Here is a 25,619-nt window from a genome sequence, read left to right as displayed (position 1 = left end):
AACCGGACGCGCTTTTTACCTGTCTGGCGATGCAACTTGGTGTCGCGCCCGGCTTCACGCTCTGTTAACGTCGAGGTGTGCGGGTGGCGGGGAGAGAGTGCGTGGAGGAACCGAGCGAGATCGAACCGATCGTCGTGCGCGGCCGTGTGAAGTGGTACGATTCGGTGAAGGGCTATGGCTTCATCGTCGGCGACGAGGTCGACCAGGACATTCTCGCTCATGCGAATTGCGTGCGGGCCTCGGGCAGATCGAGCCTGCCGGAGGGCGCGCGCGTCACGCTCCAGGCGGCGCTGTTCGAGCGCGGATGGCAGGCGATCGAGATCCTCGAGGTCGAGCCGGTCCCGCCCGCCCAGCTTGGCGAGCGCCCGAGCGATTTCGCGCAGGCGGCCGAGGCGATCGGCCCGTTGCAGCCGGCGCGCGTCAAATGGTTCGACCGCGCCAAGGGCTTCGGCTTCATCAACATCTTCGGCGACGTCAAGGACGTGTTCGTGCATATGGAGGTGCTGCGGCGGAGCGGCCTGTCCGACCTCGCTCCGGGCGAGGCGGTCGCGGCGCGCACCATGCAGGGGCCGCGCGGGCTGATGGCCGCGGAAGTCCGCCAATGGGAAGAGGCGGCGACCGAGAGCGCAGCGCAGCATCCCCAGCCGGAGAGCGTCGCGCAGCCGGGTCGCGCAGGCCGATGATCCGCCCTGCGCTGCGGGCCGCCGCAGTCGCGGCGGGGATAGCGCTGGCGTGCGTCGTCCAGCCCTGCGCCGCGGCGGCGCAGGCGGTTTGCGATCCGGGCGTCGTGGAAGTGGAAACCCGGTCGGGAGTCGCGGCCTTCGCCGTCGAAATCGCCGACGAGCCCGCCGAGCGCGCGCAGGGCCTGATGTTCCGCACCGATCTGGCGGCGGACGCCGGCATGCTCTTCGTGTTCGAGCGCGTCGAGCCGGTGACCTTCTGGATGAAGAACACCCCGCTACCCCTCGACATGGTCTTCGTCGGCCCGGATGGGCGCGTCTGCGGGCTGATCGAGGGGGCGACGCCCTTCAGCCTCGATCCCCGCCCCTCCGGCTGCCCCGCGCGCGCGGTTCTCGAGGTCAATGGCGGCGTCGCCGCGCGGATCGGGCTGGAGATCGGCGCCCGGATGCGCCATCCGGCCTTCGGCCCCGACGCCGCGTGGCCCTGCGCAGCCGACTGAGTGACTGTGTCGCCGCCCGCCGTTTTCCCCGATGCGGAAAGCGTGTAGAGACGGATCGTCGGGGCGTGGCGCAGCCTGGTAGCGCGTCGGTTTTGGGTACCGAAGGCCGCGAGTTCGAATCTCGCCGCCCCGACCAGCGGCCCGACCAGCGGAACGCCGCCGCGCCCTTGGCTGACGAGCGGCCTCACCAGGGCTCGACGACCGCTTCCGGCCAGCGCCGCAGGATTCGCGCGCCCTTCTCTTCGTGCGTGGCCCGGTTCGGCAGAATGCGGTTGGGAACCACGCGCATCTCAAACAGCTCCGACAGGCCGAAGGGCGCTTCGATCTCAAGGCCGTCGGGGCCGAGGCGCGCCGCGACCGCATGGCAGCGCGAGGCGTAGAGACGCAGGCTCTGGGTCGCCCGGCGGAGTCTCGGATAGCGCGCGCCGAAGCGCGCCGGATACCACAGATGCACGCGCGCCTGATTGCGCGGCTCGACTGGCGCGCACAGCCCCAGCGACGCGGCGGCGCGCTCGAAGCGCGCGATCTCCCGCGCCTCCGCCGCCTCCGACAAGTCGGGATCGAAATAGGCGATGTCGAAATCCTTGATCCCGTGCGCGGGGGGGCGCCCCGTCAGCGCGTTCCACAGCGTCGCATAGAGCGCGCCCGAGACCAGCCAGCAATCCTGCGGCCCCTGCGCGCGCAGCATGGCGAGCAGCGCCGAGATGCGCGGGTCGGCGGCGAACAGCCCGGCGAGGCGCGCGCGGCGCTCCGCTTCGTCGGACGGTTCGGCAGTGGCGGCGAGCATCGCCGCAGCAAGGGGCGCCGGCGGTGCGGCGTCAAGCGGCCACAGGTCGCGGACTGGCGGAAGTCGCCGAGCGCCGCTAAGACCCCGTCAGACCGAGAGACCGACGAGGCGACCATGACCGCAGGATGGACCAAAGACAGCTGGCGCGCGCGCAAGGCCGAACAGCTGCCCGACTATCCCGACGCCGCCGCGCTCGCCGACGTCGAGGCGAAGCTCGCCAAATACCCGCCGCTCGTCTTCGCGGGCGAGGCGCGGGACCTGACGCGCCGGCTCGGCGACGCCGCGCGGGGCGACGCCTTTCTGCTTCAGGGCGGCGACTGCGCCGAGAGCTTCGCGGAATTCACCGCCGACAACATCCGCGACACCTTCCGCGTTCTCCTTCAGATGGCCGTGGTCCTCACCTACGCCGCCAAGAAGCCGGTGGTGAAGGTGGGCCGCATGGCGGGCCAGTTCGCGAAACCCCGCTCCGCCCCCACTGAGAAAGTCGGCGATCTGGAGCTGCCCTCCTACAAGGGCGACATCATCAACGAGGATTTGCCGACGCCGCAGGCCCGCATCCCCGATCCGGCACGGATGCTTCAGGCCTATCTGCAATCGGCCGCCTCGCTGAACCTGCTGCGCGCCTTCGCAACGGGCGGCTACGCCGATCTGCACCGGGTCGCGAGCTGGAATCTCGGCTTCACGCAGGGGTCGCCCGAGGCCGAGCGCTACGGGGCGCTCGCCGCGCGCATTTCCGCCGCACTGGATTTCGCCGACGCCTGCGGCGTGAACCCGGGCAATTCCGCGGCGCTCAAGGGCGTGAGCTTCTTCACCAGCCACGAGGCGCTGCTGCTGCAATACGAGCAGGCGCTGGCCCGGCTCGACAGCACGTCGGGGCGCTGGGTGGCGGGCTCGGGCCACATGATCTGGATCGGCGACCGCACCCGCCAGCTCGATGGGGCGCATATCGAGTTCTGCCGCGGCGTGCTCAATCCGCTCGGCCTGAAATGCGGCCCGAGCCTCGCGCCGGACGAGCTGCTGCGCCTGATCGACCGCCTCAACCCGCATGACGAGGCGGGCCGCCTGACGCTGATCGCGCGCGTCGGCGCCGGCAAGGTCGAGCAGCATCTGCCGGGCTGGATCCGCGCGGTGAAGCGGTCGGGGCGCACGGTGCTCTGGTGCTGCGACCCGATGCACGGCAACACGATCAAGTCCGACACCGGCTACAAGACCCGCCCCTTCGACCGCGTGCTTCAGGAGACGCGCGAGTTCTTCGCCGTCTGCAAGGCCGAGGGCGCCTATCCGGGCGGCGTGCATTTCGAGATGACCGGCCAGAACGTGACGGAGTGTCTCGGCGGCATGCACAATCTCGCCGAGGCCGACCTGCACAGCCGCTACCACACCGCCTGCGACCCGCGGCTGAACGCCAGCCAGGCGCTCGAGCTGGCCTTCCTGCTGGCCGAGGAGTTGGAGGAATCCGCCGCCGCGCCGCGCGCCGAAGCGATCTGACCTCGCGATGACTCGCGCGCTGGTGCTGACGGCGCCCGCGCCGCTCTCCGACGCCGACGCGGCCCGCGCCTTCGCGGCGGCCGGCTGCGCGGCGTGGCGCCGGCTGGCGCCCGAAGCTGCGGAGGCGGAGGCCCTCGACGCCGACCGCGCGCGGCTGGAGGCCGCCCGCGCCGCGCTCGCCGAGGCTGCGGTCGACGCGAACCTCGTCCCTGTCGAAGGGCGGCACAAGCGGCTGCTGCTGGCCGACATGGACAGCACGATCATCACGGTGGAATGCATCGACGAGATCGCCGATTTCGCCGGCGTGAAGCCGCAAGTCGCCGCCGTGACCGAAGCCGCGATGCGCGGCGAACTCGACTTCGACGGCGCGCTGACCGAACGCGTCGCCCTGCTGGCGGGCCTGCCGGAGGCGGCGCTCGGGCAGGTCTGGCGCGAACGGGTGCGCCTCAGCCCGGGCGCGGCGACCTTGGTGCGAACGCTCGGCGCGCTCGGCGTGGAGACGGCGCTGGTCTCGGGCGGCTTCACCTTCTTCACCGAGCGCGTCGCGGACGCCGCCGGCTTCGCCTCGCACCGGGCGAACCGGCTCGAAGTCGCCGAGGGACGGCTTACCGGCCGCGTGATCCCGCCGATCCTCGGGCGCGAGGCCAAGCGCGAGCGGCTCGCCGCGCTCTGCGCCGAACTCGCGATCGCGCCGGCGCAGGCAGTCGCCATCGGCGACGGCGCCAACGATCTGGCGATGGTCGAGGCGGCGGGCCTCGGCGTCGCCTATCGCGCCAAGCCCGCGCTGGCCGAAGCGGCGGACGCGCGGCTCGACCATTCCGACCTCTCCGCGCTGCTGCATCTCATGGGGGTCGCGCCGGAGCGCTGGGTCCGCGCCTGAATTTCGCCCCGCGCCCCTGTAACGAAGAGCTGCGGCCCTACGTTAGACGCCAGACCGGCAGGGAGAGACCGATGCATGTGATCCGCCGCCCCGACTGGGCATTGCCCGAGAGCGCAGCCACCCCCGAGAGCGTCTGGCTGGACCGCCGCGCGATCCTCGCCGGCATGGGCTTCGGCGCGGCGGCGCTGGCGGCAGCGCCTGCTCGCGCGATGGGCCCGACCCCGCCCGACTTCCCCCACCCCGCCCCGCGCGGCGACGCCTTCGCCGATGCGGGCCGTCCCGTCACCCCGGAGGAGATCAACGCGCGCTACAACAATTTCTACGAGTTCGGCAGCCACAAGCAGGTCTACGACGCTGCGCAGGCGCTGAAGACCGAGGGCTGGACGATCACGCTCGACGGCCTCGTCGAGCAAGAGCGCAAGATCGCCGTCGATGACCTGCTGACCGCCGTCCCGCTGGAGGAGCGCGTCCTGCGACACCGCTGCGTCGAGGCGTGGTCGATGGTCGTGCCGTGGATCGGTTTCGAACTGTCCGCCCTCGTCGCCGAGGCGAAGCCGCTCTCCTCGGCGAAGTATCTGCGGATGGAGACGTTTCTCGACCCCTCCACGGCGCGGGGCCAGCGCCAGTTCTGGTATCCGTGGCCCTATGTCGAAGGGCTGACCATCGAGGAGGCCGCCAATCCGCTGTCCTTCATGGTGGTCGGCGCTTATGGGCGCGTCCTGCACAAGCAGTTCGGCGCGCCGATCCGGCTGCACCTGCCGTGGAAATACGGCTTCAAATCGATCAAATCCGTCACCCGCATCAGCTTCGTCGAGGAGCGTCCGGTCAGCTTCTGGGAAGAGCTTCAGGCCGCCGAATACGGGTTTTGGGCCAATGTGAACCCAGAAATCGCCCATCCCCGCTGGAGCCAGGCGACAGAGGAGGTTCTCGGAACCGGCGAGCGCGTTCCCACGCAACTCTTCAACGGCTACGGCGCGCAGGTGGCGCATCTCTACGCCGGAATGGAGGCCGAGGGCGACCGACTGTGGCGGTGACTTAGGCGCCCGAGCGCCCGGCCCGCCGGTCAGTCAGCCGGTCAGGGCGAAGTCCGGGACCTCCGGCGCTGGCGCGTCCGCGGCCATGGCGAGCGCCCCCGGCAGCGCGATCCGCACGCAGGCGCCGCCGCCCGCGAGCGTTTCGGCCTCGACGCGCCCGCCCATGCGCTGCGCCCCCCGCCGGCACAGGGCCAGCCCCAGCCCGAGCCCGCCGCCGCGGCGCGTCGCCGAAGAATCGCCTTGGGCGAAGCCGTCGAAGAGCCGCGCAGTTGCGCCTTCGGGAAAGCCCGGCCCGGTGTCGCGCACCTCGCACACGAGCGCGGTGGGGTCGCGCGGGTCGCGGCGCATCGCCATCTCGACGCCGCCGCGCTCGGTGAACTTCACCGCATTGTCGGCGAGCCGCAGCAACGCCCGCCCCAGCGTCTCCGCGTCGCCCTGCGCCAGCGCCGGCAGATCGGCCCCGAGCCGGGTTGAGAAGGTCAGCCCCTTGGCCGCCGCGTCGCCCTCCACGATCTGGCCGAGATCGTCGAGCAGCGCCGCCGGCGAGAACGTCGCGCGCGGCGCAGCGTCGCCGCCGTCCGCGGCGAATTCGAGGATGTCGCTCAGCACCCGCAGCAGCGCTTCGCCCGAGGCGCGGACCTGGCCGAGCTGCGCCCGCTGGCGATCGTCGAGCGGCGACGCGGCGAGCAGCCCCGCCATCCCCAGAACGCCGTTAAGCGGCGTGCGCAATTCGTGGCTCATGACCGAAATGAACTCGGATTTCGCCCGGCTCGCGGCTTCAGCGCGGTCGCGGGCGGCTTCGAGCTCGGCTTCGCGCGCCTTGATGTCGGTGACGTCGTTGAGCACCAGAACCTGCGCGCGCACGGCGCCGGCGTAGTCGCGCACCGGCAGAACCGAAGCCTGCGCCCAGTAGGGCTCGCCGCGCCGCGTGCGGAACTCGACTTCGGTCTCCCAGTTGCGCTGGGCGTCGATCGCCGCGGCGAGCCCCGCGCAGGCCTCCGGGTCCGCCCCGTCCGCGCGGAGCGCCTCGCAAGGGCGTTTGCCCTCCAGATCGCGCAGCGTCAGCCCGGTATGGCCGCTGAGGGCGGGATTGACCCACGTGACGCGCCCGCCGGGATCGAGCAGCAGGACCGCGTTGTGGCTGTGGGTGGCGATGGCGCTGAGCCGGCTGATCTCGGCCTCGCCGCGGCCATGCGCCCAGGCCACGGCGGCGAAGGCGAGCGACAGCGCGTTGGCCAGGAAAACCATCACCGGCTGGACCGCGCCGCGCGGCAGGTCCATCGGGCCGAGCGCGCCCCCGGCGCCGACGGTCGTCGCCGCGAGACCGCCGAAATGCAGCGCCGCGAGGCCGAGCAGGAACAACCCGCTCGCCGTGATCGTCCGCCGCCGCCGACCGCGCCGCAGCGCGCGCAGCGCCGCCGCGGCGAAGACCGCGCACAGCAAGGCGAGCGCTGCGATCGCGCCCTGGTCCTGCGCTGGCCCGCAACCGCCGAGCGTCTCGACGGCGAGGACATGCATCGCAGTCGAGGCCAACGCCGCGCCCGCCCCGCCCAGCGCGTCGCCCAGCGCCGAGCGCCGAGACGCGCCCCAGAAGAGGGCCGGCCCGACCCCGGCCAGCGCGATCACGGCGCTCAGCATCGTCGACTGCGCGTCGAAGCCGAGCGCGAGATCGGGCCGCCAGCCGAGCATCGCGAAGAAATGCGTCGACCAGACGCCGGCGCCGAATGCGGACAGCCCCAGCAGCAGCCAGAAGGTGCGGCGCTCGGACGGATCGTCGCGCCAGACCAGCAGGCTGCGGAAGCCGACGCCGAAGGCCGCCAGACAGACGACCACCGCCCCGATCACGAAGATCGGGTCATGCGTCACGGTGAAGAACCGCCATGACGCCGCCAGCCAGCCTGCGGCCGTCTCCGTCATCGAACGCCTCGGTCGAACGCGAAACCCCTGCGTCGATGCTGATCACGGGGCCGGTGAAGAACCGGTGAAGACCGGTCCGCGACTGCGCGGCCCCGGCGGAAGCGGGCGCGTCAGGCCGCCGCGCGCTCCGGGAACAGGCCCAGCAACCCCGCCTCGGTCGCCGCCGCGATCCCGCGTTCGGTGACGAGGCCGCTCACAAGCCGCGCCGGCGTCACGTCGAAGGCCGGATTGGCCGCCGGCGAGCCGGGCGCAGCCACCCGCACCTGCGCCGGCCCCTGCGCGGTGAGGCCGGGTATCTCGGTCACCTCTTCTGGGCGGCGCTCCTCGATGGGGATCGAGGCGACGCCGTCGCGCACCGTCCAGTCGATGGTCGGCGAGGGCAGGCACACATAGAAGGGCACGCCGTTGTCCTTGGCCGCCAACGCCTTGAGATAGGTCCCGATCTTGTTGCACACGTCGCCCGTGCGCGTCGTGCGGTCGGTTCCGACGAAGCAGAGGTCCACATGCCCGCGCTGCATCAGATGGCCGCCCGCGTTGTCCACGATCACCGTATGCGGCACGCCGTGCTTGCCGAGCTCCCACGCCGTCAGGAAGGCCCCCTGATTGCGCGGACGGGTCTCGTCGACCCAGACATGCACTTCGATCCCCTTGTCATGCGCCTGATAGATCGGGCTCGTGGCGGTCCCCCAGTCGCAGGTCGCCAGCCACCCCGCGTTGCAATGGGTGAGCACGTTCACCCGCCCCTTGCGCGTCGCCACCGCCTCGATCAGCGGCAGGCCGTGCACGCCGATCATCCGGCAGAGCTCGACATCCTCGTCGGCGATCTCGCGCGCGCGGGCGAAGGCGGCGTCGGCGCGGGCCGCGGGCGGAAGGGGCCGCAGCCGGGCGGCGACGTCGTCGATGGCCCAGCGCAGGTTCACCGCGGTCGGGCGGCTCGCGAAGAGCCGCGCATGGGCGGCGGCGAGATTGGCGTCGGATGGGTCCTCGCGCATCGAGAGCGCCATGCCGTAGGCGGCGGTCGCCCCGATCAGCGGGGCGCCGCGCACCAGCATCTCCGAGATCGCCCGCACGGCCTCCGCCTCCGAGCGCAGCGCGCAGGTCTCGAAGGCGAAGGGAAGCTTCGTCTGGTCGATGATGCGGACCTCGCCGCCTTCCTCCCAGATCGGGCGGTAATGCCTGCCGTCGACTTTCATCGCGCGCCTCCCGTGCCTCGGTTGCGTCAGCCTACAGCTTCAACTGGCGGGCGTCATCCCGGCGCGCATCGCCAGCAGCGGATCGGCGGGGTCGAGCGCGATGTCGGCGAGGCGCACCGGCTGGCCCGCCGCGACCGGGCGGACGAGCGTCACGTCCTGCGCCAGCCCGATCGGGCACAGCCCCTCTCGCGCCGACCGCTGAGCCGTCGCCAACTTGCCCCAGACCGTGAAGCCGCCTTCGCCGTCGAGCGTCTCGCCCGCCGCAAGGTCGCGCTTGGCGATCGCCGCCACGTCGCCCCGCCACGCCCGCGCCGTCCCCGTGGGCCGGCCGTCGAGCGCGCAGGACAGGATCGAGGGCGCAAGCTCGAGCCCGATCATGTGGAAGGGCCGCCAGAGCGCAGCGAAACGGCCCGACGGATCGGTCGGAACGCCGTATTGCGCGAAGCAGGCCGACGCGTAGTTCGACAACGCCTCGACCACGACGAACACGCCCCAGCGCAGGTCGCGGGGCACCGGCTGGCCGTCCGCGTCGAGCGACGACACCACCTCGACCCGCCCCCGCCGCCCCGGCGCCGGGCCGGTCCGCGCCGGGCGCAGCGCGCGCGCCAGATCGGCCTCGCCGCAGGGAGGGAAGCCGAGCCCATCCTCGGGGCAGTCCAGATCGCAGGCGTTGGCGAGCGCCGCCATCTCGATGGCCGACTTGGTGCCGTCGAGAAAGCTGTTGAACATCTTGGGGTTCATCCCGGCCTTGCGCGCCTCCTCCGGGGTAAGGCCGTAATGACCCCAGACCGTCTCGGGGGTGGAGGCGTGGTAGTGGGGCTGGTGCTTCGTCCCCTTCCCCGCCGCGACCACCCCGAAGCCCGAGCAGCGCGCCCAGTCCACCATCTCCGCGATCAGCGCCGGCTGGTCGCCATAGGCCATCGAGACGGCGACCCCCGCGGCCTCCGCCTCGCGCGCGAGCGCCGGCCCAACCAGCGCGTCGGCCTCGACATTGACCATCACGACATGGCGGCCCTTCGCGAAGGCCATGCGCGCATGCGCGACGCCCGCGCGGGGATGGCCGGTCGCCTCGACCACCACTTCGACGCCCGGAGCGGCGATCGCGGCCTCGACGTCGTCGCCGATCTCGACCGCTTCGATGCGGCCCGCGCTCCAGCCGACATTGCGGCAGGTCGCGCGCGCCGCATCCGGCCGCAGATCCGCGATCGAGCGCACCACGAGGCCGGGAATGGTCGGAACCTGCGCCAGAAACATCGCGCCGAACTTGCCCGCCCCGATCAGGCAGACCCCCACGGGCCGGCGCTCGGCGGCGCGCCGCATCAGCTTGTCGCTCAGAAACACCGCGTCTCTCCCCCTCGTCGCGCGGCGTCTGGCGTCTGCGCCGCTTCTCGCGATCCCCGCGTCTCAGTTCTTGCGGCGCTGCGTCGGCGCTTCCGAAGACCCCGCCGCCTCGAAGCCGAGCTCCGCCGGGTCGAAGACGTAATGCGCGCCGCAAAACTGGCAGTCGGCGGTGAGCTCGCCTTCGGCGTTGGTCATCGTCGCGATGTCGCGCGCCGAATACTGCGCCATCGCCGCCTCGACCCGCGCTCGCGAGCAGGTGCAGCCGAAGCGCACCGGCTGGGCCGGCCAGACGCGCGGCGTCTCCTCGTGAAACAGTCGCAGCAGCAGCCGCTCCGGCGCCACCAGCGGGCCGAGCAGTTCGTGCGGCTCGACGGTGTCGAGAAGCAGGCCGACGCGCCGCCAGGCGTCGGGATCGTCCGACATCGCGGCGACGTCCTCGGCGCGCATCAGCCCGTCGTTGGCAGTCGGCTCGGGCGGGGCGGCGTGGGGCGAGGCCTTGGGCAGGTGTTGCAGCATCACCCCGCCGCCGCGCCATTCCGCCGCCTGCCCCGGCGCCGCCGACATCGCCGCGACGATCTCGAAGCGTGTGGCGATCTGCTCGGACTGCGCGAAATAGGTCGCCGCGCAGTCCGACAAGGCCGCCCCCGACAGCGGCGTCATCCCCTGATAGGGCCGCATCCCCGGCCCCTGATCGACCGTGAGCGCGAACACGCCGTCGCCGAGCTGGGCGAACGGCGTCGCGCCGGCGTCGAGCCGGTCGGCGTCGAAACCGGCGTAGGCGCGCAGCCGCGCCGGCTCGCCGTCGCGCTCGGGTGCGTAGTAATCGGTCGCAATCAACCGCACCGCGCCCGAGCCGCGCACCTGCAGCGACAGCCGCCAGCGCAGCTTCATGGTCTGGCCGATCAGCGCGGTCAGCAACGCGGCCTCGGCGGTCAGCGCGCAGATCGCGGGCGGATAGGCGTGCTGGCGCAGGATCGCGCCGAGCGTCGCGTCGAGCCGCGCGACCCGGCCCCGAATGTCGGCGCGGTCGAGCTGGAACGGCAGCACCGCGTCGTCTCCCGGCGCGCCTTGCGCGCTCGGAGCGGCCGCGCGCCCCTCCGAGCCGCCTGCGCCGCCGCTGAACATCGGCGCCATCGCCCGCCCTCCCGCTGGATCGGCCCCGAGGATTAGCGGCGGGGGCGCGCCCGTCAATCCCGCGTTCATCCCGCGCTCCTAGGCTCGCGCGGCCTGCACGCCGATTGTTCGCCCGGGAGGGCCGTCCGATGCGTTTCCTGCGCAATCTCAAGATCACCTGGGCGATGCTGCTCGTCGGCCTGCTGCCCAGCGCCGCCGCGCTCTGGTTCGCCGCCGATCTGGCGCTGCGCGAACGCGACCGCGCCGCCGAGGTGGCGCAGCTGGCGCGGCGCATCGAGATGGCGACGGAGCTCAGCTATGTCGTGCACGAGTTCCAGCGCGAGCGCGGCGCGACCTCGGTCTTCGTCGGCTCCGCGGGCGCGCAATTCGCCGAGGAGCTCGCCGACCAGCGCGAGGTCACCGACGCCGAGCGCGCCTCCCTCGCCGAGCAGATCGCGCTGTTCGACGCAGAGGCGGACCCGGCTTTCGCCGCCCGCCTCGCCGAGCTCGCCGCCGTGATCGACCGCATCGACACGGTGCGCGCGCAGGTGGATGCGCTGAGCGTCGACCGCGTCGCCGCCGTCGGCGCCTACACAGCCGCCAACGCGCAGCTGATCGGCGCGCTGACCGAACTCGCCCATCTCAGCCCCGATCCCGAGATCGCCGGCGACATGGCGGTCTACGCGCATCTGCTTGAGGCAAAGGAGCGCGTCGGCCTCGAACGCGCGACCGGCGCGCACGGCTTCGCGCAGGGCCGCTTCGACGTCGCCACGCGCGACCGCTTCATCGGCCTGATCGCCGAGCAGGACACCTTTCTGAAGCTCTATCGCGCCTCCGCCAGCCCCGATCACGCCGCCTATCTCGAAGAAGTCCTCGACGGCGAAGCATCGACGGAAGTCGCGCGGATGCGGGCCGCCGCCGTCGAGCGCGGGCTCGATGGCGACATCTCGGACGTGGACGTCGCCGACTGGTTCGAGATGATCAGCGACAAGATCGTCGAGCTGAAGAACGTCGAGGACACGCTCGGCTTCGACCTGCTCGACCGGATGGCCGCCAAGGAGGAGGCAGCGCAAGCCTATGCCGCGCGCGTCGCGGCGCTGGCGGCGACCGCGTTGCTCGCCTCGACGCTCCTGTCCGGCGCGACCATCTGGATGGTGCGCCGCGCCTTCGCCGGCGTCATCGCGCCCATGCGGGCGATGGCGACGGGCGACTTCGAGACCGCCCTGCCGCCCGAAGGCGCCAACGAGTTCGGCGAAGTGGCGCGCGCGCTGCGCGTCTTCCGCGACAACGGGCGCGCCAAGGCCGAGATGGAGGCGCAGGAAGCCGAGCGCCACGCCGCCGCCATGCTGCGCGCCGACGCGATGGAGGCGCTGAAGGGCTCGCTCGGCGCGGCTGTGGCCAAGGCCGTGGAGGGCGACTTCTCCGCCCGCGTCTCGACCGAGACCGCCGAGGCGGACCTCGCTCATCTCGCCGAAGGCGTGAACCGGCTGCTCGCGACGGTCGACGACGGGCTGCGCGAGACGGTGGAGATGCTCCAGGCGCTCGCCGCGGCCGATCTGACGGCGCGCATGAGCGGAACTCGCGGCGGGGCCTTCGCCACGCTGCGCGACAGCGCCAACGCCACCGCCGGAAGCCTGTCGCGGCTGGTTGCCGAAATCCGCGCCGCCGCCGAGGCCTCCGCCGAGCGGGCCGCGCGCATCGAGGCCGGCGCGGGCGACCTGTCGGCGCGCACCGAATCGCAGGCGGCTTCACTGGAGCAGACGGCGGCTACGACCGAGCAGATGTCGGCCAATGTCCGCAGCAACGCCGAGGCCCTTCAGGAGGCCGAAGGGGTGGCGGCTGAGGCGACCGGCGCCGCCGGCGACGGCGAGCGCGCCGCCGAGAGCGCCGTCGCCGCCGTGGCGCGGATCGAGGCCAGCTCCGCGCGCATCTCCGAAATCGTCGCGGTGATCGAGTCGATCGCCTTCCAGACCAATCTTCTCGCGCTCAACGCCGCCGTCGAGGCGGCCCGCGCGGGCGAAGCCGGGCGCGGCTTCGCGGTGGTCGCCTTCGAGGTCCGCACGCTGGCGCAGCGCGCTTCGGAATCGGCGCGCGACATCGCCGGGCTGATCGGCGAGAGCGCGGGCCACGTCTCCGAAGGGGTTAAGATGGTGCGCGAGACCGGGCGGGCGCTCGGCGCGATCACGGCGGGGGTGGCGCGGCTGTCGGGCATGATCGCGGACCTGTCGACGGCAGGGCGCGAGCAGGCCGGCGGGGTCGAAGAGATCAACCAGGCCGTCTCGAACATGGACGTGATGACCCAGCAGAACGCCGCGATGGCCGAAGAGTCGGCGCGCGCCGCGCGCGAGCTGAGCGCCGGCGTCGCCCAGCTCGCCCAGCTCGCAGCCGCCTTCCGCACCGAAGCGGACGCGCGAGGCGCGCGCGCCGCCTGATCCCGGGCTTGCGGGATCCCGGGCTTGCGGGGCGCCCGGCGGCGCTGCGATATGGGCGTGTCCGCATCAGGAGACGCCCATGCGCCGCCACGGCCCGCCCCCTTCGCGCGCCATCAGCTATCGCGACCGTCCCGGCGCCTATGGCGTGCTGCTGCGCGACGGCGAGGTTTTGCTGGCCGAGCAGCGGGGCGATCTGCTGCTGCCCGGCGGCGGGATCGACCATGGCGAGACGCCGCTGCGCGCCCTTCATCGCGAGGTCTATGAGGAGACCGGCTGGCGCATCGGCCTTGCGCGGCGGCTCGGCGCCTTCGCCCGCTACGGCTGGCTGGTCGAGGAGCAGTGGCACGCCCGCAAAGTGCAGCATGTCTTCCTCGCCCGCCCGGTCCGCCGCCTCGGCCCGCCCCTCGAACACGACCATACGCCGGTCTGGATGACGGCGTCGGCGGCGGTTGACCGACTCAGCGTCGAAGGCGAGGCCCGCGCGCTGGAGGCGGCGCTGCGGGCGGGCTGGCACTGAAGTCGCCGCAATATCTGGTGGACACCGCCCCGGCCTCCGCTATGCTGTTCCCCGATTGTTCATAGGAGGGGCGCGTGCGGGTCGCAGGGCTTTTCGCCGGCATCGGGGGACTCGAACGGGGACTTGAAAAGTCGGGCCACTGCGCCGGGCTGCTCTGCGAAATCGCAGCCTCAGCGCGCGCCGTGCTCGACGCGCACTTTCCCGATGCGCCCAAGCACGCCGACGTGACAACGCTCGCGGCCTTGCCCGGCGATACGGAGATCGTCGCCGCCGGGTTCCCCTGTCAGGACCTCAGCCAGGCCGGTCTGACACGCGGGATCGGCGGGGACAAGTCGAGCCTCGTCGGACATGTCTTCCGTCTGATCGACACGGCCTCGCCGCATCTCGTGATCCTCGAGAACGTGTCGTTCATGCTCAGCCTCGAGCGCGGGCGAGCGATGGCGACGCTGGTCGCTGCGCTGGAGGCGCGGGGGTTCCGCTGGGCCTACCGGGTGGTCAATTCGCTCGGCTTCCTGCCGCAGCGGCGCGAGCGCGTCTATCTCGTCGCGTCGCGCTGCGACATCGAGCCGGCCGACGTGCTCCTCTGCGACGACGCCCAGGTCTCCGACACCCCGCCTGCGAACCTCGCCGCCCGCGCTCACGGCTTTTACTGGACTGAAGGCGTGCGCGGGCTGGGCTGGGCGCCCGACGCAGTGCCGACGCTGAAGAACGGCTCGACCATCGGCATTCCCTCGCCGCCCGCCGTGCTGATGCCAGACGGGTCGGTGATCAAGCCCGACATCCGCGACGCCGAGCGGTTGCAGGGCTTTCCCGAGGACTGGACGGCGCCCGCCGAGCGCGTCGCGCGACCGTCGGCGCGCTGGGCGCTGGTCGGCAACGCCGTCACCGTCCCGGCAGCGGAGTGGCTCGGCGCCCGGATCGCCCGACCGGGTCGCTACGAGGCCGGGCGCGACCGCGCGGCCTTTGGCGAGACCGGCTGGCCGCGCGCGGCGCGGGGCGGCGCCGGCGCGCGGGTCGCCGTCGAGATCGGGCCGTTTCCCGAACGGCGCGCGCGCGAACCGCTGCATGCGTTCCTGCGTCATCCCGGCGCGCCGCTCTCCGCGCGCGCCACCCGGGGCTTTCTCGCGCGGACCGAGCGCAGCACGCTGCGCTTCGCCCCCGGTTTTCTCGACGCCCTGCGCGGCCACCTCGCGCGCATGGAGGCGCCGACTCGGATGGCCGCGGAATAGCCGGCGCCGCGATGCCGGACACGCCGCGCTGGCGCGATCTCGAGGCCGATCCGGCGATCATCGCCGCTCTCGACCACGCCGGCGAGAAACCGCCCGCGACCGCCGACCAGAACGCCAAGCGCCGCTGAAGCGAGCGTTTCGCCAATGGCTGCGCCGTCGCCTTCGCCGAAGCGCTGCGGCTTCCCGAGCTGCGGCGAAAAGACGATTCGCCCCGTCGATCTCGCCAGCGGGACCGAGCCTCTCACCCCGCTCGGTTCCGGGACGGAGAAGCGCATCGACGTCACGGTCGCCGACCCGATGCTTGGGCTTGAGATCGGCGTGTCCCTCAAGGGACTGAACTTCCGCGACGCCCGTTCGGGCAATTCTCGACAAGAACCTGACGGGCCGGCTCTACGAACTGGGCGACGAGGTGCGCGTGGTCCACGAGCATCTGCCGCACGCCTTCATGGCCGGCGTCCTTCTGCTGCCGCTGGCCGCCGCCTGCGACAAGACCGAAGCCGCGGTGGCGTCCTTCGGCCATGCCGTGCGAAAGCTGCGCGAACGCACCGGCCGGCTCGACGCCGCGCTCGCGGGCCATGCGGCGCGCTGCGACCGGGGGTTCGTCGGGCTGTACGTCGACGCCCCCGAGACCGCAGGCCCTGCCCGCGGCGTCGCCCGCTTCTTCGACGTGGCCGATGCGCCGCCCCGCCGGGGTCGCCCGGTCGTCGCTGCGACGCTCTCGCGGGAGGAGGTCGCGCGTCGAATCGTCGCGCGCGCGATGGATCGGGAGGCAATGGTCTGGGCCGACCCGGAACCCGACGAATGACGCCCCCCTCACCCCGCCGGCGTCTCGCGCAGCCACAGCGCCATGCGGTGCTCGGTCTCCTCCGCGGCTCCGATCTCTCGCCAGCGGAAGCGGGCCTCGGCGCCCGCGGTCTTGGCGTAGCCGCGCCGGGTCCAGAAGGCGTCGAGCGGGCGGTGATGCGGCGGGCGGCGGGGGTCGTCGGGGTCGCGCAGCACGGCGCAGAAGGCGCACCAGCGTCGGCCCAGCGCGCGGGCGTGCGCCTCCCGCGCCTCGAAAAAGGCGCGCCCCACCCCAAGGCCCCGATACGCGGGGTCGAGCACCGATTCGCCGAAATAGAGCGTCTCGCCCGGCGCCAGCCCCGCCGCCGCGAGCGCCTGCCCGAACTCGGCCGCGTGATCCTCCATCGGCGCGGCGGTCGCGGCGCCGACGAGGCGGTCGCCGTCGTAGGCCCCGACCACCAGCGCGTCGGCGCTGTGGGCGTAGGCGCGCAGGTAGCGCGCCTCGTAGTCCGGATCGCCCTCGTAGAGATACGGCCAGTCCGCGAAGACCGAGATGCGCAGGCGCGCGAGGGCGGGCAGCGCGTCCAGCAGCGCCGCCTCGGTCAACGGGGCGAGGCGGAGCGCGGCGCGAGGGGCCGCGGTCGGCTGGCGGACGCTCACGCGGAGACCTGCGCGATCCAGTCGGGCAGGTTGTAGCAGGTCGCCACCCGCGCGATCCGCCCCTCGGCGATCTCGAAGAACGCCCCCGCCGGCAGGACGTATCGCTGCCCGCGCGCCTCCGGCAGGCCCTCGTCGGTCGCGAGATAGGTCCCGTGGACGGTGAAGGTCGCCGCCCCCTGCGCGCCGTCCGCCGAGGCCATGACGACGACGTCCTCCAGCCGCTCGGCGTAGCAGCGCGCCATATGGGCGAGAAACTCCGCGAAGGCCGCTTTGCCGACCCGTCGCGCGCCCTGATTGACGTCGTGGCGCACGTCTTCGGCCAGCAGGGCGAGCATCGCCGCAGCGTCGCCCGCGTTGAACGCCGCGTAATAGCCGCGGATCAGCGTTTCCGCCCTCGCCTCCGCGGCAGGGTCTCGGGAAGGGTCTGCGGTCGGCTGTGGGATCATGTGGCGTCGACTCCTCGCCGCCCTTCTTAACGCCGTCGCCGATTTGCGCTAGGGGAGAGGCGCAGGGGCGAAAGGGGGAGAAGAACGATGGTCTGGGTCGGTCGGGGGCTGTTCGCCGCGGCGTTTCTGGCGCTCGCCGCGCTCGTGTGGTGGAGCGCGCCTTCGCACAGCGTCGTGCGCATCCTCGACACCGACGTGGTGCGCATGAATGTCGAGACGACCAACGCGCAGGGCGACTCGGTCACCCGCACCCGCGACGTGCGCTTCATCAACGCGGTGACGCCCTCGGGCCGGCCCGCCGTGTTCCGCAACGAGGACACGGGCTGGGGGTGGCCGCCCTATTTCAAGTTCGACAGCGCCAATCTCTCGGCCGCCGCGTCCAACCTCGCCTCGACCGAGGCCGAACCGCGCTGGGTGGTGCTGACGCATTACGGTCTGCGGCTGACCTGGTTCTCGATGTTTCCCAACGCGCTCGGCGTGTCGCCCGCCGAGGGACCCGACCAGACGGCGATCCCGTGGATCAGGATCGTCGCGCTCGCGGCGCTGGCCCTTGGGATGCTGACCCTGCGTCGCCTCGCCATCATGGCGTTCGGCGGATCGGCCCCGTAGCGCCCGCGCCGCGCCGCCCTCAGGGCGCGGCGATCTCGCCCGCGACCCAGGCTTCGAGCAGCGCCCGCGCCACCGCGCCGCGACGCGCTGCGGTGAAGCGGGCGGGCTCGCCGCGCAGCGAAGCGGCGACCTCCGCGCGGTCGGCCCAGAGCGCGTCCTCGATCTCGGCGGGGTCGGGCGCGAGCACGTCGCTCAGCGCGGTTCCGACGCAGCCGATCATCAGCGAAGCGGGAAACGGCCAGGGCTGCGAGCAGACATAGCCGACCGCGCCGACGCGAACCGAGGTCTCCTCGAAGGTCTCGCGGCGCACCGCCTCCTCGATGGTCTCGCCGGGCTCCATGAAGCCCGCGAGCAGCGAGTACATCTTCTCGGGCCACGCCGCCTGCCGGCCCAGAAGAACGCGCTCGCCATGCAGCACCAGCATGATCACGACCGGATCGGTGCGCGGGAAGTGCTTGGCGCCGCACGCGGCGCAGCCGCGACGCCAGCCGCCGTCTTCCTGAGCGGTCGGCGCGCCGCAGCGGGCGCAGCGCGGATGGGTCCGATGCCAGTCGAGCACGCCCTTGGCGGTGGCGGCGTCGCCGGCGTCGTCGGCGGGCAGATCGGCCATCGCCCCGCGCAGTTCGGCGAAGCGGCGGGTCGGCGACACCTCCAGCACGGCGCGGTCGAGAAACCCCGCCCCCGCGCCGTCGGGCCCGTCGAGATGCGAGACGTCGAGCGCGAATCGCGGGCCCTCGGCCATGCCGAGAAACACCGCCGGCTCGCCGGCCCCGGCGAGCAATGGATCGGACGCCGGAAGCCAAACCAGACCGGGGCCGTCCTCGAGCAGCGGTTTGCCCCGCCACAGCGGCAGGACGCGCGCGGCGGGGTCGGCGAGCAACTCGGCTGCGCGCGGGCGCAGGGCGGCGGCGCGGTCGACGGCGCCGCCGGCGAATGTCAGGGGACGCATTGGAGCTCCGGTCGGACTTGCCGCATCATGGCGCGCCGCATCGCGCGCGGCAACCGACGCGCGGAGCGCTCGCAAGCGGGCCCATCGCCGGCTATCTTCGCTCCGCGCGCGGAGTTGCGCCGGGGAGGAAGAGCATATGAGCCTTGAAGCGATACTCGGAGAAATGATCAAGAGCGGCCTCGGCGCGCAGGCGCAGGGCCGGATGACCCGCGGCGCGGGCGCGGGCGGGCTCGAGGACCTGCTCGGCGCGATGCTCGGCGGCGGCGGCGCGGCGGCGCCCGTCGCGAGCGGCGGTCAGGACGGCGGCGGGCTCGGCGGCTTCGCGCAGTCGGTCGAGCGGATGATGCGGGGCGGCGCCTCGGCGCGCCCGACCGGAGCCCCAGGCGGCGGCGCGGGCGCGGGCGCGGGCGCGGGCGGGCTGGGCGATCTGCTGGGCGCGGTGCTGGGCGGCATGCAGGGCGGCCCCGGCGCGATTCAGGGCGGGGCGCGCGGCGGCGCGGCGCAAGGCGGCGGGCTCGGCGATCTGCTCGGCGCGGTGCTCGGCGGCATGCAGGGCGGCGCGCAGGCGCCGGGCGCGGCGCGCGGCGGGGCCCCGGGCGGAACTGCGGGCGGCATCGAGGACATCCTCGGCGCGCTGCTCGGCGGCGGCGGAGGGCGTTCCGCGGCGGGCGGCGGCGCGATGGCGGTGCTGGGCGGGCTCGCGCTTCAGGCATTCAAGACATGGCAGGCGCAGGCCGGGGCGGCGGCGCAACAGACGCAGGCGGCGATGACGCGGCAGGCTCCCACGGTCGCGGACGCCGACGCCGCCGAGCTGGTGCTGCGCGCGATGCTCGGCGCCGCCAAGTCCGACGGCAAGCTCGATAAGGCCGAAGTCGCGCAGCTGACCGCCAAGCTCGAGGAGGACGGCGAGACCTCGCCCGAAGAGCGCGCGCTGGTCGACGCGGAGCTCGCCCGCCCAGCCGATCCGCAGGCGCTTGCCGCCCTCGTACGCAGCCCCGCGCAGGCGGCGCAGGTCTATGCGGCCTCGATCATGGCGATCCAGATCGACACGGAGGCCGAGCGCGCCTATCTGCGCGCGCTGGCGCAGGCGCTCGGTCTGCCGCCGGCTGCGGTGGCCGAACTCCACCGCATGACGGGCGCGCCGGCGGTCTGAGACGGGCGCAAGGCGGGGGGAGCGGTCGGGGATGCGCCTGCGGCGGGTCGCCTCATTCGGTCTGGCCGCCCTCCTGCTCGCCAGCTGCGGCGGCCTCGGCCCGCGCGAGGCGCCGCGAGGCGCGCTGATGGCGACGTTCGACCACGGCGCGGACCGCGTGCTGCCGCCCGAAGCGCCGCCCCCGATCTCGCCCGAGGGCTACACCGAACTGCGCTATCTCGGGCTGGCGGGGTCGAGCGCGATCCTGCTCCAGACTTCCCACGCCCCCGACCCGGCCGCGACCGACCCGGCCCCCGAATTGCCGCGCGTCTCGACCAGCGTCGCGGTCGATCTCGGGCGCGTCGAGGCCGACGGGTTCGAGACGCGCCGCGGCGCCGTCGTCGTGCGGCGGCATCGCGTGGAGCTTGAGGACGTGCGGCCCGAGGCGGTGCGCTACCGCGTGCGCCCGGCGGGGGGCGCGTGACGCAAGGCGGCGCGCCGCTGCGCCTCGATCAGGCGCTGGTGGCGCGGGGACTGGCGGACAGCCGGGCGCGCGCCCGCGCGCTGATCGCCGAGGGCGCCGTCAGCGTCGACGGCGCGCCGGAGCGCCGGCCCGCGCGCAAGGTGGGCGCGGCGGCGGCGCTGGCCGTCGCGCCGGCGCGGCGCTGGGTCGGGCGCGGAGCGCTGAAGCTACTTCATGCGATGGCGGCGTTCGGGCTGTCGCCGCGCGGCGCCTCGGCGCTCGATCTGGGCGCCTCGACCGGCGGCTTCACCGAAGTCCTGCTCGCCGAAGGCGCGGCGGCGGTGACCGCCCTCGACGTCGGACGCGGCCAGCTGCACCCGTCGCTGCGCGTCGATCCGCGGGTGACGGTCGTCGAGGGGGTCAACGCGCGCGAGCTGCGCGCGGGCGAGGTCCCGCCGTTCGACTGGATCACGGCGGATCTGTCCTTCATCTCGCTGCGCACGGCGCTGCCGGCGGCGCTGGCGCTCGCCCCGCAAGGGGCGACGCTGATCGCGCTCGTCAAGCCGCAATTCGAGGCCGGGCGCGCGGCGGTCGGCAAGGGCGGGATCGTCCGCGATCCGTCGGCGCATGCGGCGGCCTGCGACGCGGTCGCGGCGTTCCTGCGCGAGGCGGGGTGGGACGCGCTCGGGCTGACGCGCAGTCCGATCGCGGGCGGCGACGGCAATGTCGAGTTCCTGATCGCCGCGCGAAAGCGCTGAGCCCCTCGACGCGCCGGCCGCTCCGGGCTATCGCCGCGCGATGGCGGAGATCGAGATCATCGCGCTGGGCCATCGCGGCGACGGCGAGGCGGCGGGGGAAGGCGGCGCGCTCTACGCGCCTTTCACCTTGCCCGGCGAGCGCGTCGCGGGCGAGATCGCAGGCGACCGGATCGCGCGACCCGCCGTGCTGAGAACGGCGCCGGCGCGCATCGCGCCGGTCTGTCCCCATTTCGGGGCCTGCGGCGGCTGCGCGCTGCAACACGCCTCTGACGCCTTTCTGGCCGAGTGGAAGACCGAATTGGTCCGCACGGCGCTCGCCGCGCGCGGGCTGGAGGCGGAGCTGCGCCCGATCCATGTCAGCCCGCCCGGCGCGCGGCGGCGCGTGGTCCTGTCGGGGCGGCGGCTGAAATCGGGCGTCCTGCTCGGGTTTCACGGGCGGGGCGAGGCGGAGATCGTCGGTGTCGACGCCTGCCCGGTCGCGCATCCTGAGATCCTCGGCGCGCGGGCGGCGCTGGCGCGGATCGTCGGGCTGATCGGCTCGCGCAAGGGCGAGGTCAAGCTGTCGGTCGCCGTCTCCGAAGCCGGGCTCGACGTGGCGGCGGAGGGCGGAAAGCCGCTCGACGCGAGCTTGCGCGCCGCGCTCGGGGCGCTTGCCGAGGAGGCGGATTTCGCCCGGCTGAGCCTCGGGGGCGAGACGCTGGCGGGGCGTCGCCCGCCCTTCCAGCGCTTCGGGCGCGCGCTTGTCGCGCCGCCGCCGGGGGGCTTCATTCAGGCCACCGCCGACGGCGAGGCGGCGCTAGTCGCAGCCGCGCGCGAGGCGGTGGGGGATGCGAAGCGCGTCGCCGACCTGTTCGCCGGCGCCGGCGCGCTGGCCCTGCCGCTCGCCGAGCGCGCCGCGGTGACTGCGGTCGAGGCCGACGCGGCGGCGCTGGCGGCCCTCGATGCGGGGTGGCGGCGCGCCGAGGGCCTGCGGGCGGTGCGCTGCGAGGCGCGCGACCTGTTCCGCCGCCCGCTCGCCGCCGCGGAGCTCGATGCGTTCGACGCGGTCGCGATCGACCCGCCGCGCGCCGGCGCGCAGGCGCAGACCGCGCAGATCGCCGCCTCGCGCCTGCGCGCCGTCGCCGCGCTCAGCTGCAATCCCGCGACCTTCGCCCGCGACGCGCGCATTCTGGTCGATGCGGGGTTCCGGCTGCTGTGGATCCAGCCGGTGGACCAGTTCCGCTGGTCGCCGCATGTCGAATTGGCGGCGGCCTTCGCGCGCTGAGCGGCGCGGCGCCCCGCGACCATGAATCCGCTTTCCAAGACGGACGGTGTCAGGTGTAATTTACGCCATGAGCGTCACACCCCTTGCGCCCCCTGTCCGCAGCCTTCCCGCGCCCGGCGCGGTGCTGGAGCTTTTGAAGCCGATCACGTGGTTTCCGCCGGTCTGGGCGTTCATGTGCGGCGTCGTCTCCTCCGGCGCGGCGTTTTCCGACAACTGGTCGCGAATCGCGCTGGGGCTGATCCTCGCCGGCCCGATGGTCTGCGGCATGAGCCAGGCCGCCAACGACTGGTGCGACCGCCATGTTGACGCGATCAACGAGCCGCATCGCCCGATCCCCTCGGGGCGCATTCCGGGCCGCTGGGGGCTGTGGATCGCGCTGATCTGGACGGTCGGCTCGCTGGCGCTGGGCTGGGCGCTGGGGCCGTGGGCCTTCGGCGCGACGGTCGTCGCGGTCGCCGCAGCCTGGGCCTACAGCGCCGAGCCGATCCGGCTGAAGAAGAACGGCTGGTGGAGCGCGCTGGTCTGCGGCCTGTCCTACGAGACGCTGCCGTGGATCACCGGCGCCGCCGTGATGCTCGCCGCGGCGCCCGATCCGCGGATCATCCTGATCGCCGCGCTCTACGGGCTCGGCGCGCACGGCATCATGACGCTCAACGACTTCAAGTCGATCGAGGGCGACCGGCATTTCGGCCTCGGCTCCCTGCCCGCCAAGCTCGGAGTGGAGCGCGCGGTGCGGATCGCCGTGGTCGCGATGTTCACGCCGCAGGTCGTCGTGATCGGGCTGCTGCTGGCCTGGGGCAAGCCGTGGCAGGCGGTGTTCGTGGCGCTGATGCTCGCGGGGCAGGCGGCGATGCTGCCGCGCCTGCTGGCCGATCCGAAGGGCCGCGCCGTGTGGTTCGCGGGCTTCGGCGTGCTGCTCTACGTGCTGGGGATGCTCGCCTCGGCCTGCGCCCTGCATCTGATCGTTCCGGGGGCTTCCGCATGAAACCGCTGACATGGCTCGGCATTGTCCGGCTCGGTTTGGCGCAGGTCGCGCTCGGCTCGATCATCGTGCTGACGACCTCGACGCTCAACCGCGTGATGGTGGTGGAGTTGGCGCTCGCGGCGATGCTGCCGGGCGCGCTGGTCGCCCTGCACTACGCGATGGGGATGCTGCGTCCGCGCTGGGGCTACGGGTCGGACCGCACGCGCCGCACGCCGTGGATCGTCGGCGGCATGGCGACGCTCGCCTCGGGCGGCGTGCTCGCCGCGGTCGCCGTCGCGCTGATGGGGAGCAATTTCGCCGCGGGCGTGGCGCTCGCCGTGGTCGCCTTCCTGATGATCGGCGGCGGCGTCGGGGCCGCGGGGACCGCGCTGCTCGCGCTTCTGTCCCAGCGCTGCGCGCCCGAGCGGCGCCCGGCGGCGGCGACCATCGTGTGGCTGATGATGATCCTCGGCCTCGCCGCGACCGCAGGCGGCGCGGGCGCGCTGCTCGACCCGTACAGCCCCGAGCGGCTGGTGGCGGTGGTCGGCGGGGTCGCGGTGATCGCGATGGCGCTGACGCTCTTCGCCGTCCACGGCATGGAGGGCGCGGGGCGGCCGGAGGCGGAGAAGCGCGGCGAGCCGTTCCTCGACGTGCTGCGCGCCGCCTGGGCCGAACCCGACGCGCGGCGCTTCACGATCTTCGTCTTCGTCTCGATGCTGGCGTTCTCGGCGCAGGACCTGATCCTCGAACCCTTCGCGGGGCATGTCTTCGGGATGACGGTCGGCGAGACGACGCTGCTCGCGGCCAAGCAGCAGATGGGCGTGTTCTTCGGGATGGTGACGGTCGCCGTGCTCGGCTCGGGCGTCGGCGGGCGGCTGTTCGGCTCGCTGCGGATGTGGACGGTGCTGGGGTGTTTGTGCTCGGGCCTCGCGCTGGCGGGGCTGGCGGTCGGCGCGTTCACGCCGGACTGGCCGCTGAAGGCCAATGTCGCCGCGCTCGGCTTCTCCAACGGCATGTTCGCCACGGCGGCCATCGGCTCGATGATGGCGCTGGCGGGGGCGGATGGCGGCGGCCATGAGGGCTCGCGCATGGGGATGTGGGGCGCGGCGCAGGCCGTCGCCTTCGGCATCGGCGGGATCGTGGCGACGAGTTCGGTGGACCTGTCGCGCGCGCTGATCGCGTCGGACGCGACGGCCTATGCGCTGGTGTTCACAGTCGAGGCGGGGCTCTTCGTCGTGTCGGCCTGGCTGGCGCTGGGCCTCGCGCTTGCAACCACGCGGCCCGCGCGCGCGATGCGCCGGCCCGCCCAGGCTGACCCGGCGATCGCCGTGGCGGGAGAATGACCATGGAGCGTTTCGAAGCGGTGGTGGTCGGCGGCGGGCCTGCGGGCGCGACGGCGGCGCGCGAGCTGGCGCAGGCGGGGCGGCGGGTGCTGCTGCTCGACCGCGCGGGGCGCATCAAGCCCTGCGGCGGCGCGATCCCGCCCAAGGCGATCGTGGATTTCGACATCCCCGACCACATGCTCGTGGCGAAAGTCGACAAGGCGCGGATGATCTCGCCGAAAGGTCGAAAGGTGGTGATCCCCATCGAGCACGGCTTCGTCGGCATGGTCGACCGCGCCGAATTCGACGAATGGCTGCGCCAGAGGGCGGCGGACGACGGAGCCGAGCGCCGCACGGGCACCTTCGAGCGCATCGAGCGCGACGCGCAGGGCCGCGCCATCGTGGTCTATCGGCCCAAGACCGCCGAAGGCATGGGCGCGGAGGAGAAGGTGCAGGCCGACGTCGTGATCGGCGCGGACGGCGCGCGCAGCAATGTGGCGCGGCAGGAAGTGCCGGGGGGCGATACGATCCCCTATGTCATCGCCTATCACGAGATCATCGAGACCCCGCAATCGCCCGACTGGGACCCCGCGATGTGCGACGTGGTCTATGACGGGCGCATTTCGCCCGATTTCTACGGCTGGGTGTTCCCGCATGGCCGCACCACCAGCGTCGGCATGGGCACCGAGATCCGCGATTTCGAGCTCAAGCGCGCCACGGCCGACTTGCGCGCGGCCTCGGGCCTCAGCGACCAGCGCACCATCCGCAAGGAGGGCGCGCCGATCCCGCTCAAGCCGCTCGACCGCTGGGACAACGGGCGCGACGTGCTGCTGGCGGGCGACGCGGCGGGGGTGGTCGCCCCGGCTTCAGGCGAGGGCATCTTCTACGCGCTTCTGACCGGGCGTTACGCCGCCGACGCCGCCCACGCCTTCCTGACCACCGGCGACCCCGCGAAGCTGCGCACGGCGCGCAAGCGCTTCATGAAAGTGCATGGGGGCGTGTTCTGGATTCTCGGCCAGATGCAGAAATACTGGTACGGCAACGACGACCGGCGCGAGCGGTTCGTCGCGATCTGCCGCGACAAAGATGTGCAGGAGCTGACTTTCGACGCCTACATGAACAAGGAGCTGGTCAAGGCCAAGCCGCTTGCGCATGTGC

Annotated in this window: 25 protein-coding genes and 1 tRNA gene; 18 read left to right on the top strand and 8 right to left on the bottom strand. The window is 73.1% G+C overall.

The genetic code is table 11. The features are described from left to right. Positions 1 to 101 precede the first annotated feature (101 nt). From V7Q31_RS01940 to V7Q31_RS01930, 3 genes are all read left to right on the top strand, one after another. On the top strand, positions 102 to 683 hold the full coding sequence (locus V7Q31_RS01940) for a cold-shock protein (protein WP_333831982.1): 582 nt from the start codon (positions 102 to 104) through the stop codon (positions 681 to 683). Beyond that, complete coding sequence (locus V7Q31_RS01935) at positions 680 to 1,180, top strand: DUF192 domain-containing protein (protein WP_333831981.1); 501 nt, start codon at positions 680 to 682, stop codon at positions 1,178 to 1,180. Before V7Q31_RS01940 ends, V7Q31_RS01935 begins: the two co-directional genes overlap by 4 nt. A 59-nt stretch (positions 1,181 to 1,239) precedes the next feature. After that, positions 1,240 to 1,316, top strand: a tRNA-Pro gene (locus tag V7Q31_RS01930). Between the two features lie 48 nt (positions 1,317 to 1,364). Here V7Q31_RS01930 and V7Q31_RS01925 read toward each other — a convergent pair. After that, positions 1,365 to 1,967 carry a nucleotidyltransferase family protein gene (locus tag V7Q31_RS01925; protein ID WP_333831980.1) on the bottom strand — a complete coding sequence of 201 codons (603 nt, stop codon included), beginning with the start codon at positions 1,965 to 1,967 and terminating at the stop codon, positions 1,365 to 1,367. 114 nt (positions 1,968 to 2,081) lie between these two features. Here V7Q31_RS01925 and V7Q31_RS01920 point away from each other — a divergent pair, with 114 nt between their 5' ends. The 3 genes from V7Q31_RS01920 (at position 2,082) to msrP (ending at position 5,369) form a co-directional block, all read left to right on the top strand. After that, positions 2,082 to 3,455, top strand: coding sequence for a class II 3-deoxy-7-phosphoheptulonate synthase (locus V7Q31_RS01920; protein ID WP_333831979.1), 1,374 nt, complete (start codon positions 2,082 to 2,084; stop codon positions 3,453 to 3,455). Between the two features lie 7 nt (positions 3,456 to 3,462). Further along, positions 3,463 to 4,335 carry a phosphoserine phosphatase SerB gene (gene serB, locus V7Q31_RS01915; protein ID WP_333831978.1) on the top strand — a complete coding sequence of 291 codons (873 nt, stop codon included), beginning with the start codon at positions 3,463 to 3,465 and terminating at the stop codon, positions 4,333 to 4,335. Between the two features lie 71 nt (positions 4,336 to 4,406). After that, positions 4,407 to 5,369 (top strand): protein-methionine-sulfoxide reductase catalytic subunit MsrP, encoded by a 963-nt coding sequence (gene msrP, locus V7Q31_RS01910; protein ID WP_333831977.1) that lies wholly within the window; start codon positions 4,407 to 4,409, stop codon positions 5,367 to 5,369. A 33-nt stretch (positions 5,370 to 5,402) separates the two neighbouring features. Here msrP and V7Q31_RS01905 read toward each other — a convergent pair whose 3' ends face one another. The 4 genes from V7Q31_RS01905 to hslO all read right to left on the bottom strand — a co-directional run bounded on the left by V7Q31_RS01905 (position 5,403) and on the right by hslO (position 10,954). Beyond that, positions 5,403 to 7,286, bottom strand: coding sequence for an ATP-binding protein (locus V7Q31_RS01905; protein ID WP_333831976.1), 1,884 nt, complete (start codon positions 7,284 to 7,286; stop codon positions 5,403 to 5,405). A 110-nt stretch (positions 7,287 to 7,396) separates the two neighbouring features. Next, complete coding sequence (gene mtnA, locus V7Q31_RS01900) at positions 7,397 to 8,479, bottom strand: S-methyl-5-thioribose-1-phosphate isomerase (RefSeq protein WP_333831975.1); 1,083 nt, start codon at positions 8,477 to 8,479, stop codon at positions 7,397 to 7,399. Positions 8,480 to 8,518: 39 nt separating this feature from the next. After that, entirely contained in the window at positions 8,519 to 9,820 is a 1,302-nt protein-coding gene (locus V7Q31_RS01895; protein WP_333831974.1) for an NAD(P)H-dependent oxidoreductase, read from the bottom strand. Positions 9,821 to 9,883: 63 nt separating this feature from the next. After that, the gene (hslO, locus tag V7Q31_RS01890) at positions 9,884 to 10,954 is read right to left on the bottom strand and encodes an Hsp33 family molecular chaperone HslO (protein WP_333831973.1); all 1,071 of its coding nucleotides are present in this window, start codon (positions 10,952 to 10,954) and stop codon (positions 9,884 to 9,886) included. A 128-nt stretch (positions 10,955 to 11,082) separates the two neighbouring features. Between hslO and V7Q31_RS01885 the strand changes: the two genes are divergently transcribed. The 4 genes from V7Q31_RS01885 to V7Q31_RS01870 all read left to right on the top strand — a co-directional run bounded on the left by V7Q31_RS01885 (position 11,083) and on the right by V7Q31_RS01870 (position 15,916). Then, the gene (locus V7Q31_RS01885) at positions 11,083 to 13,365 is read left to right on the top strand and encodes a methyl-accepting chemotaxis protein (protein ID WP_333831972.1); all 2,283 of its coding nucleotides are present in this window, start codon (positions 11,083 to 11,085) and stop codon (positions 13,363 to 13,365) included. Positions 13,366 to 13,444: 79 nt separating this feature from the next. Further along, positions 13,445 to 13,882, top strand: coding sequence for an NUDIX domain-containing protein (locus tag V7Q31_RS01880; protein WP_333831971.1), 438 nt, complete (start codon positions 13,445 to 13,447; stop codon positions 13,880 to 13,882). A 74-nt stretch (positions 13,883 to 13,956) separates the two neighbouring features. After that, positions 13,957 to 15,111, top strand: a complete 1,155-nt coding sequence (locus V7Q31_RS01875; protein WP_333831970.1) for a DNA cytosine methyltransferase — start codon at positions 13,957 to 13,959, stop codon at positions 15,109 to 15,111. Between the two features lie 415 nt (positions 15,112 to 15,526). Next, positions 15,527 to 15,916, top strand: a complete 390-nt coding sequence (locus V7Q31_RS01870) for a hypothetical protein (protein WP_333831969.1) — start codon at positions 15,527 to 15,529, stop codon at positions 15,914 to 15,916. 8 nt (positions 15,917 to 15,924) lie between these two features. Here V7Q31_RS01870 and V7Q31_RS01865 read toward each other — a convergent pair whose 3' ends face one another. Both V7Q31_RS01865 and V7Q31_RS01860 read right to left on the bottom strand, forming a co-directional pair. Continuing rightward, positions 15,925 to 16,554, bottom strand: a complete 630-nt coding sequence (locus V7Q31_RS01865; protein WP_333831968.1) for a GNAT family N-acetyltransferase — start codon at positions 16,552 to 16,554, stop codon at positions 15,925 to 15,927. Continuing rightward, positions 16,551 to 17,000, bottom strand: coding sequence for a ketosteroid isomerase-related protein (locus V7Q31_RS01860; RefSeq protein WP_333831967.1), 450 nt, complete (start codon positions 16,998 to 17,000; stop codon positions 16,551 to 16,553). The genes V7Q31_RS01865 and V7Q31_RS01860 overlap by 4 nt, the downstream gene beginning before the upstream one ends. Before the next feature lie 87 nt (positions 17,001 to 17,087). On the opposite strand from V7Q31_RS01860, the gene V7Q31_RS01855 reads away from it, so the two are divergent. Beyond that, complete coding sequence (locus tag V7Q31_RS01855; RefSeq protein WP_333831966.1) at positions 17,088 to 17,609, top strand: DUF1523 family protein; 522 nt, start codon at positions 17,088 to 17,090, stop codon at positions 17,607 to 17,609. Between the two features lie 19 nt (positions 17,610 to 17,628). Here the strand turns inward: V7Q31_RS01855 and nudC are convergent, their stop codons facing one another. After that, the gene (nudC, locus tag V7Q31_RS01850) at positions 17,629 to 18,558 is read right to left on the bottom strand and encodes an NAD(+) diphosphatase (protein ID WP_333831965.1); all 930 of its coding nucleotides are present in this window, start codon (positions 18,556 to 18,558) and stop codon (positions 17,629 to 17,631) included. A 136-nt stretch (positions 18,559 to 18,694) separates the two neighbouring features. On the opposite strand from nudC, the gene V7Q31_RS01845 reads away from it, so the two are divergent. The 7 genes from V7Q31_RS01845 to V7Q31_RS01815 all read left to right on the top strand — a co-directional run. Beyond that, positions 18,695 to 19,711, top strand: a complete 1,017-nt coding sequence (locus V7Q31_RS01845; RefSeq protein ID WP_333831964.1) for a DUF533 domain-containing protein — start codon at positions 18,695 to 18,697, stop codon at positions 19,709 to 19,711. A 31-nt stretch (positions 19,712 to 19,742) separates the two neighbouring features. Beyond that, entirely contained in the window at positions 19,743 to 20,174 is a 432-nt protein-coding gene (locus tag V7Q31_RS01840) for a hypothetical protein (protein ID WP_333831963.1), read from the top strand. Beyond that, entirely contained in the window at positions 20,171 to 20,911 is a 741-nt protein-coding gene (locus tag V7Q31_RS01835; protein WP_333831962.1) for a TlyA family RNA methyltransferase, read from the top strand. The genes V7Q31_RS01840 and V7Q31_RS01835 overlap by 4 nt, the downstream gene beginning before the upstream one ends. Before the next feature lie 40 nt (positions 20,912 to 20,951). After that, the gene (locus tag V7Q31_RS01830; RefSeq protein WP_333831961.1) at positions 20,952 to 22,175 is read left to right on the top strand and encodes a class I SAM-dependent RNA methyltransferase; all 1,224 of its coding nucleotides are present in this window, start codon (positions 20,952 to 20,954) and stop codon (positions 22,173 to 22,175) included. A 67-nt stretch (positions 22,176 to 22,242) separates the two neighbouring features. Then, positions 22,243 to 23,160 (top strand): chlorophyll synthase ChlG, encoded by a 918-nt coding sequence (gene chlG / locus V7Q31_RS01825; protein ID WP_333831960.1) that lies wholly within the window; start codon positions 22,243 to 22,245, stop codon positions 23,158 to 23,160. Further along, positions 23,157 to 24,482: a BCD family MFS transporter gene (locus V7Q31_RS01820; RefSeq protein ID WP_333831959.1), complete on the top strand. Its 1,326-nt coding sequence runs from the start codon at positions 23,157 to 23,159 to the stop codon at positions 24,480 to 24,482. Before chlG ends, V7Q31_RS01820 begins: the two co-directional genes overlap by 4 nt. Positions 24,483 to 24,484: 2 nt before the next feature. After that, positions 24,485 to 25,619: geranylgeranyl diphosphate reductase (locus V7Q31_RS01815; RefSeq protein WP_333831958.1), on the top strand; the 1,135-nt coding region annotated here is incomplete at its 3' end.

Origin of the sequence: Rubrimonas sp. (assembly GCF_036788415.1) — a bacterium.
Classification (GTDB): Bacteria; Pseudomonadota; Alphaproteobacteria; order Rhodobacterales; family Rhodobacteraceae; genus Rubrimonas.
This window is presented reverse-complemented; position numbering and strand designations above follow the sequence as displayed.

Bases quoted from the DNA above. Each gene is read 5' to 3' on its own strand.
- V7Q31_RS01830 (WP_333831961.1), top strand. From the start codon at position 20,952: ATGGCGGAGATCGAGATCATCGCGCTGGGCCATCGCGGCGACGGCGAG.
- V7Q31_RS01905 (WP_333831976.1), bottom strand. From the start codon at position 7,286: ATGACGGAGACGGCCGCAGGCTGGCTGGCGGCGTCATGGCGGTTCTTC.
- mtnA (WP_333831975.1), bottom strand. From the start codon at position 8,479: ATGAAAGTCGACGGCAGGCATTACCGCCCGATCTGGGAGGAAGGCGGC.
- V7Q31_RS01855 (WP_333831966.1), top strand. From the start codon at position 17,088: ATGGTCTGGGTCGGTCGGGGGCTGTTCGCCGCGGCGTTTCTGGCGCTC.
- hslO (WP_333831973.1), bottom strand. From the start codon at position 10,954: ATGGCGCCGATGTTCAGCGGCGGCGCAGGCGGCTCGGAGGGGCGCGCG.
- V7Q31_RS01820 (WP_333831959.1), top strand. From the start codon at position 23,157: ATGAAACCGCTGACATGGCTCGGCATTGTCCGGCTCGGTTTGGCGCAG.
- V7Q31_RS01920 (WP_333831979.1), top strand. From the start codon at position 2,082: ATGACCGCAGGATGGACCAAAGACAGCTGGCGCGCGCGCAAGGCCGAA.
- V7Q31_RS01925 (WP_333831980.1), bottom strand. From the start codon at position 1,967: ATGCTCGCCGCCACTGCCGAACCGTCCGACGAAGCGGAGCGCCGCGCG.
- V7Q31_RS01860 (WP_333831967.1), bottom strand. From the start codon at position 17,000: ATGATCCCACAGCCGACCGCAGACCCTTCCCGAGACCCTGCCGCGGAG.
- V7Q31_RS01840 (WP_333831963.1), top strand. From the start codon at position 19,743: ATGCGCCTGCGGCGGGTCGCCTCATTCGGTCTGGCCGCCCTCCTGCTC.
- V7Q31_RS01845 (WP_333831964.1), top strand. From the start codon at position 18,695: ATGAGCCTTGAAGCGATACTCGGAGAAATGATCAAGAGCGGCCTCGGC.
- msrP (WP_333831977.1), top strand. From the start codon at position 4,407: ATGCATGTGATCCGCCGCCCCGACTGGGCATTGCCCGAGAGCGCAGCC.
- chlG (WP_333831960.1), top strand. From the start codon at position 22,243: ATGAGCGTCACACCCCTTGCGCCCCCTGTCCGCAGCCTTCCCGCGCCC.
- V7Q31_RS01935 (WP_333831981.1), top strand. From the start codon at position 680: ATGATCCGCCCTGCGCTGCGGGCCGCCGCAGTCGCGGCGGGGATAGCG.
- V7Q31_RS01885 (WP_333831972.1), top strand. From the start codon at position 11,083: ATGCGTTTCCTGCGCAATCTCAAGATCACCTGGGCGATGCTGCTCGTC.
- nudC (WP_333831965.1), bottom strand. From the start codon at position 18,558: ATGCGTCCCCTGACATTCGCCGGCGGCGCCGTCGACCGCGCCGCCGCC.
- serB (WP_333831978.1), top strand. From the start codon at position 3,463: ATGACTCGCGCGCTGGTGCTGACGGCGCCCGCGCCGCTCTCCGACGCC.
- V7Q31_RS01880 (WP_333831971.1), top strand. From the start codon at position 13,445: ATGCGCCGCCACGGCCCGCCCCCTTCGCGCGCCATCAGCTATCGCGAC.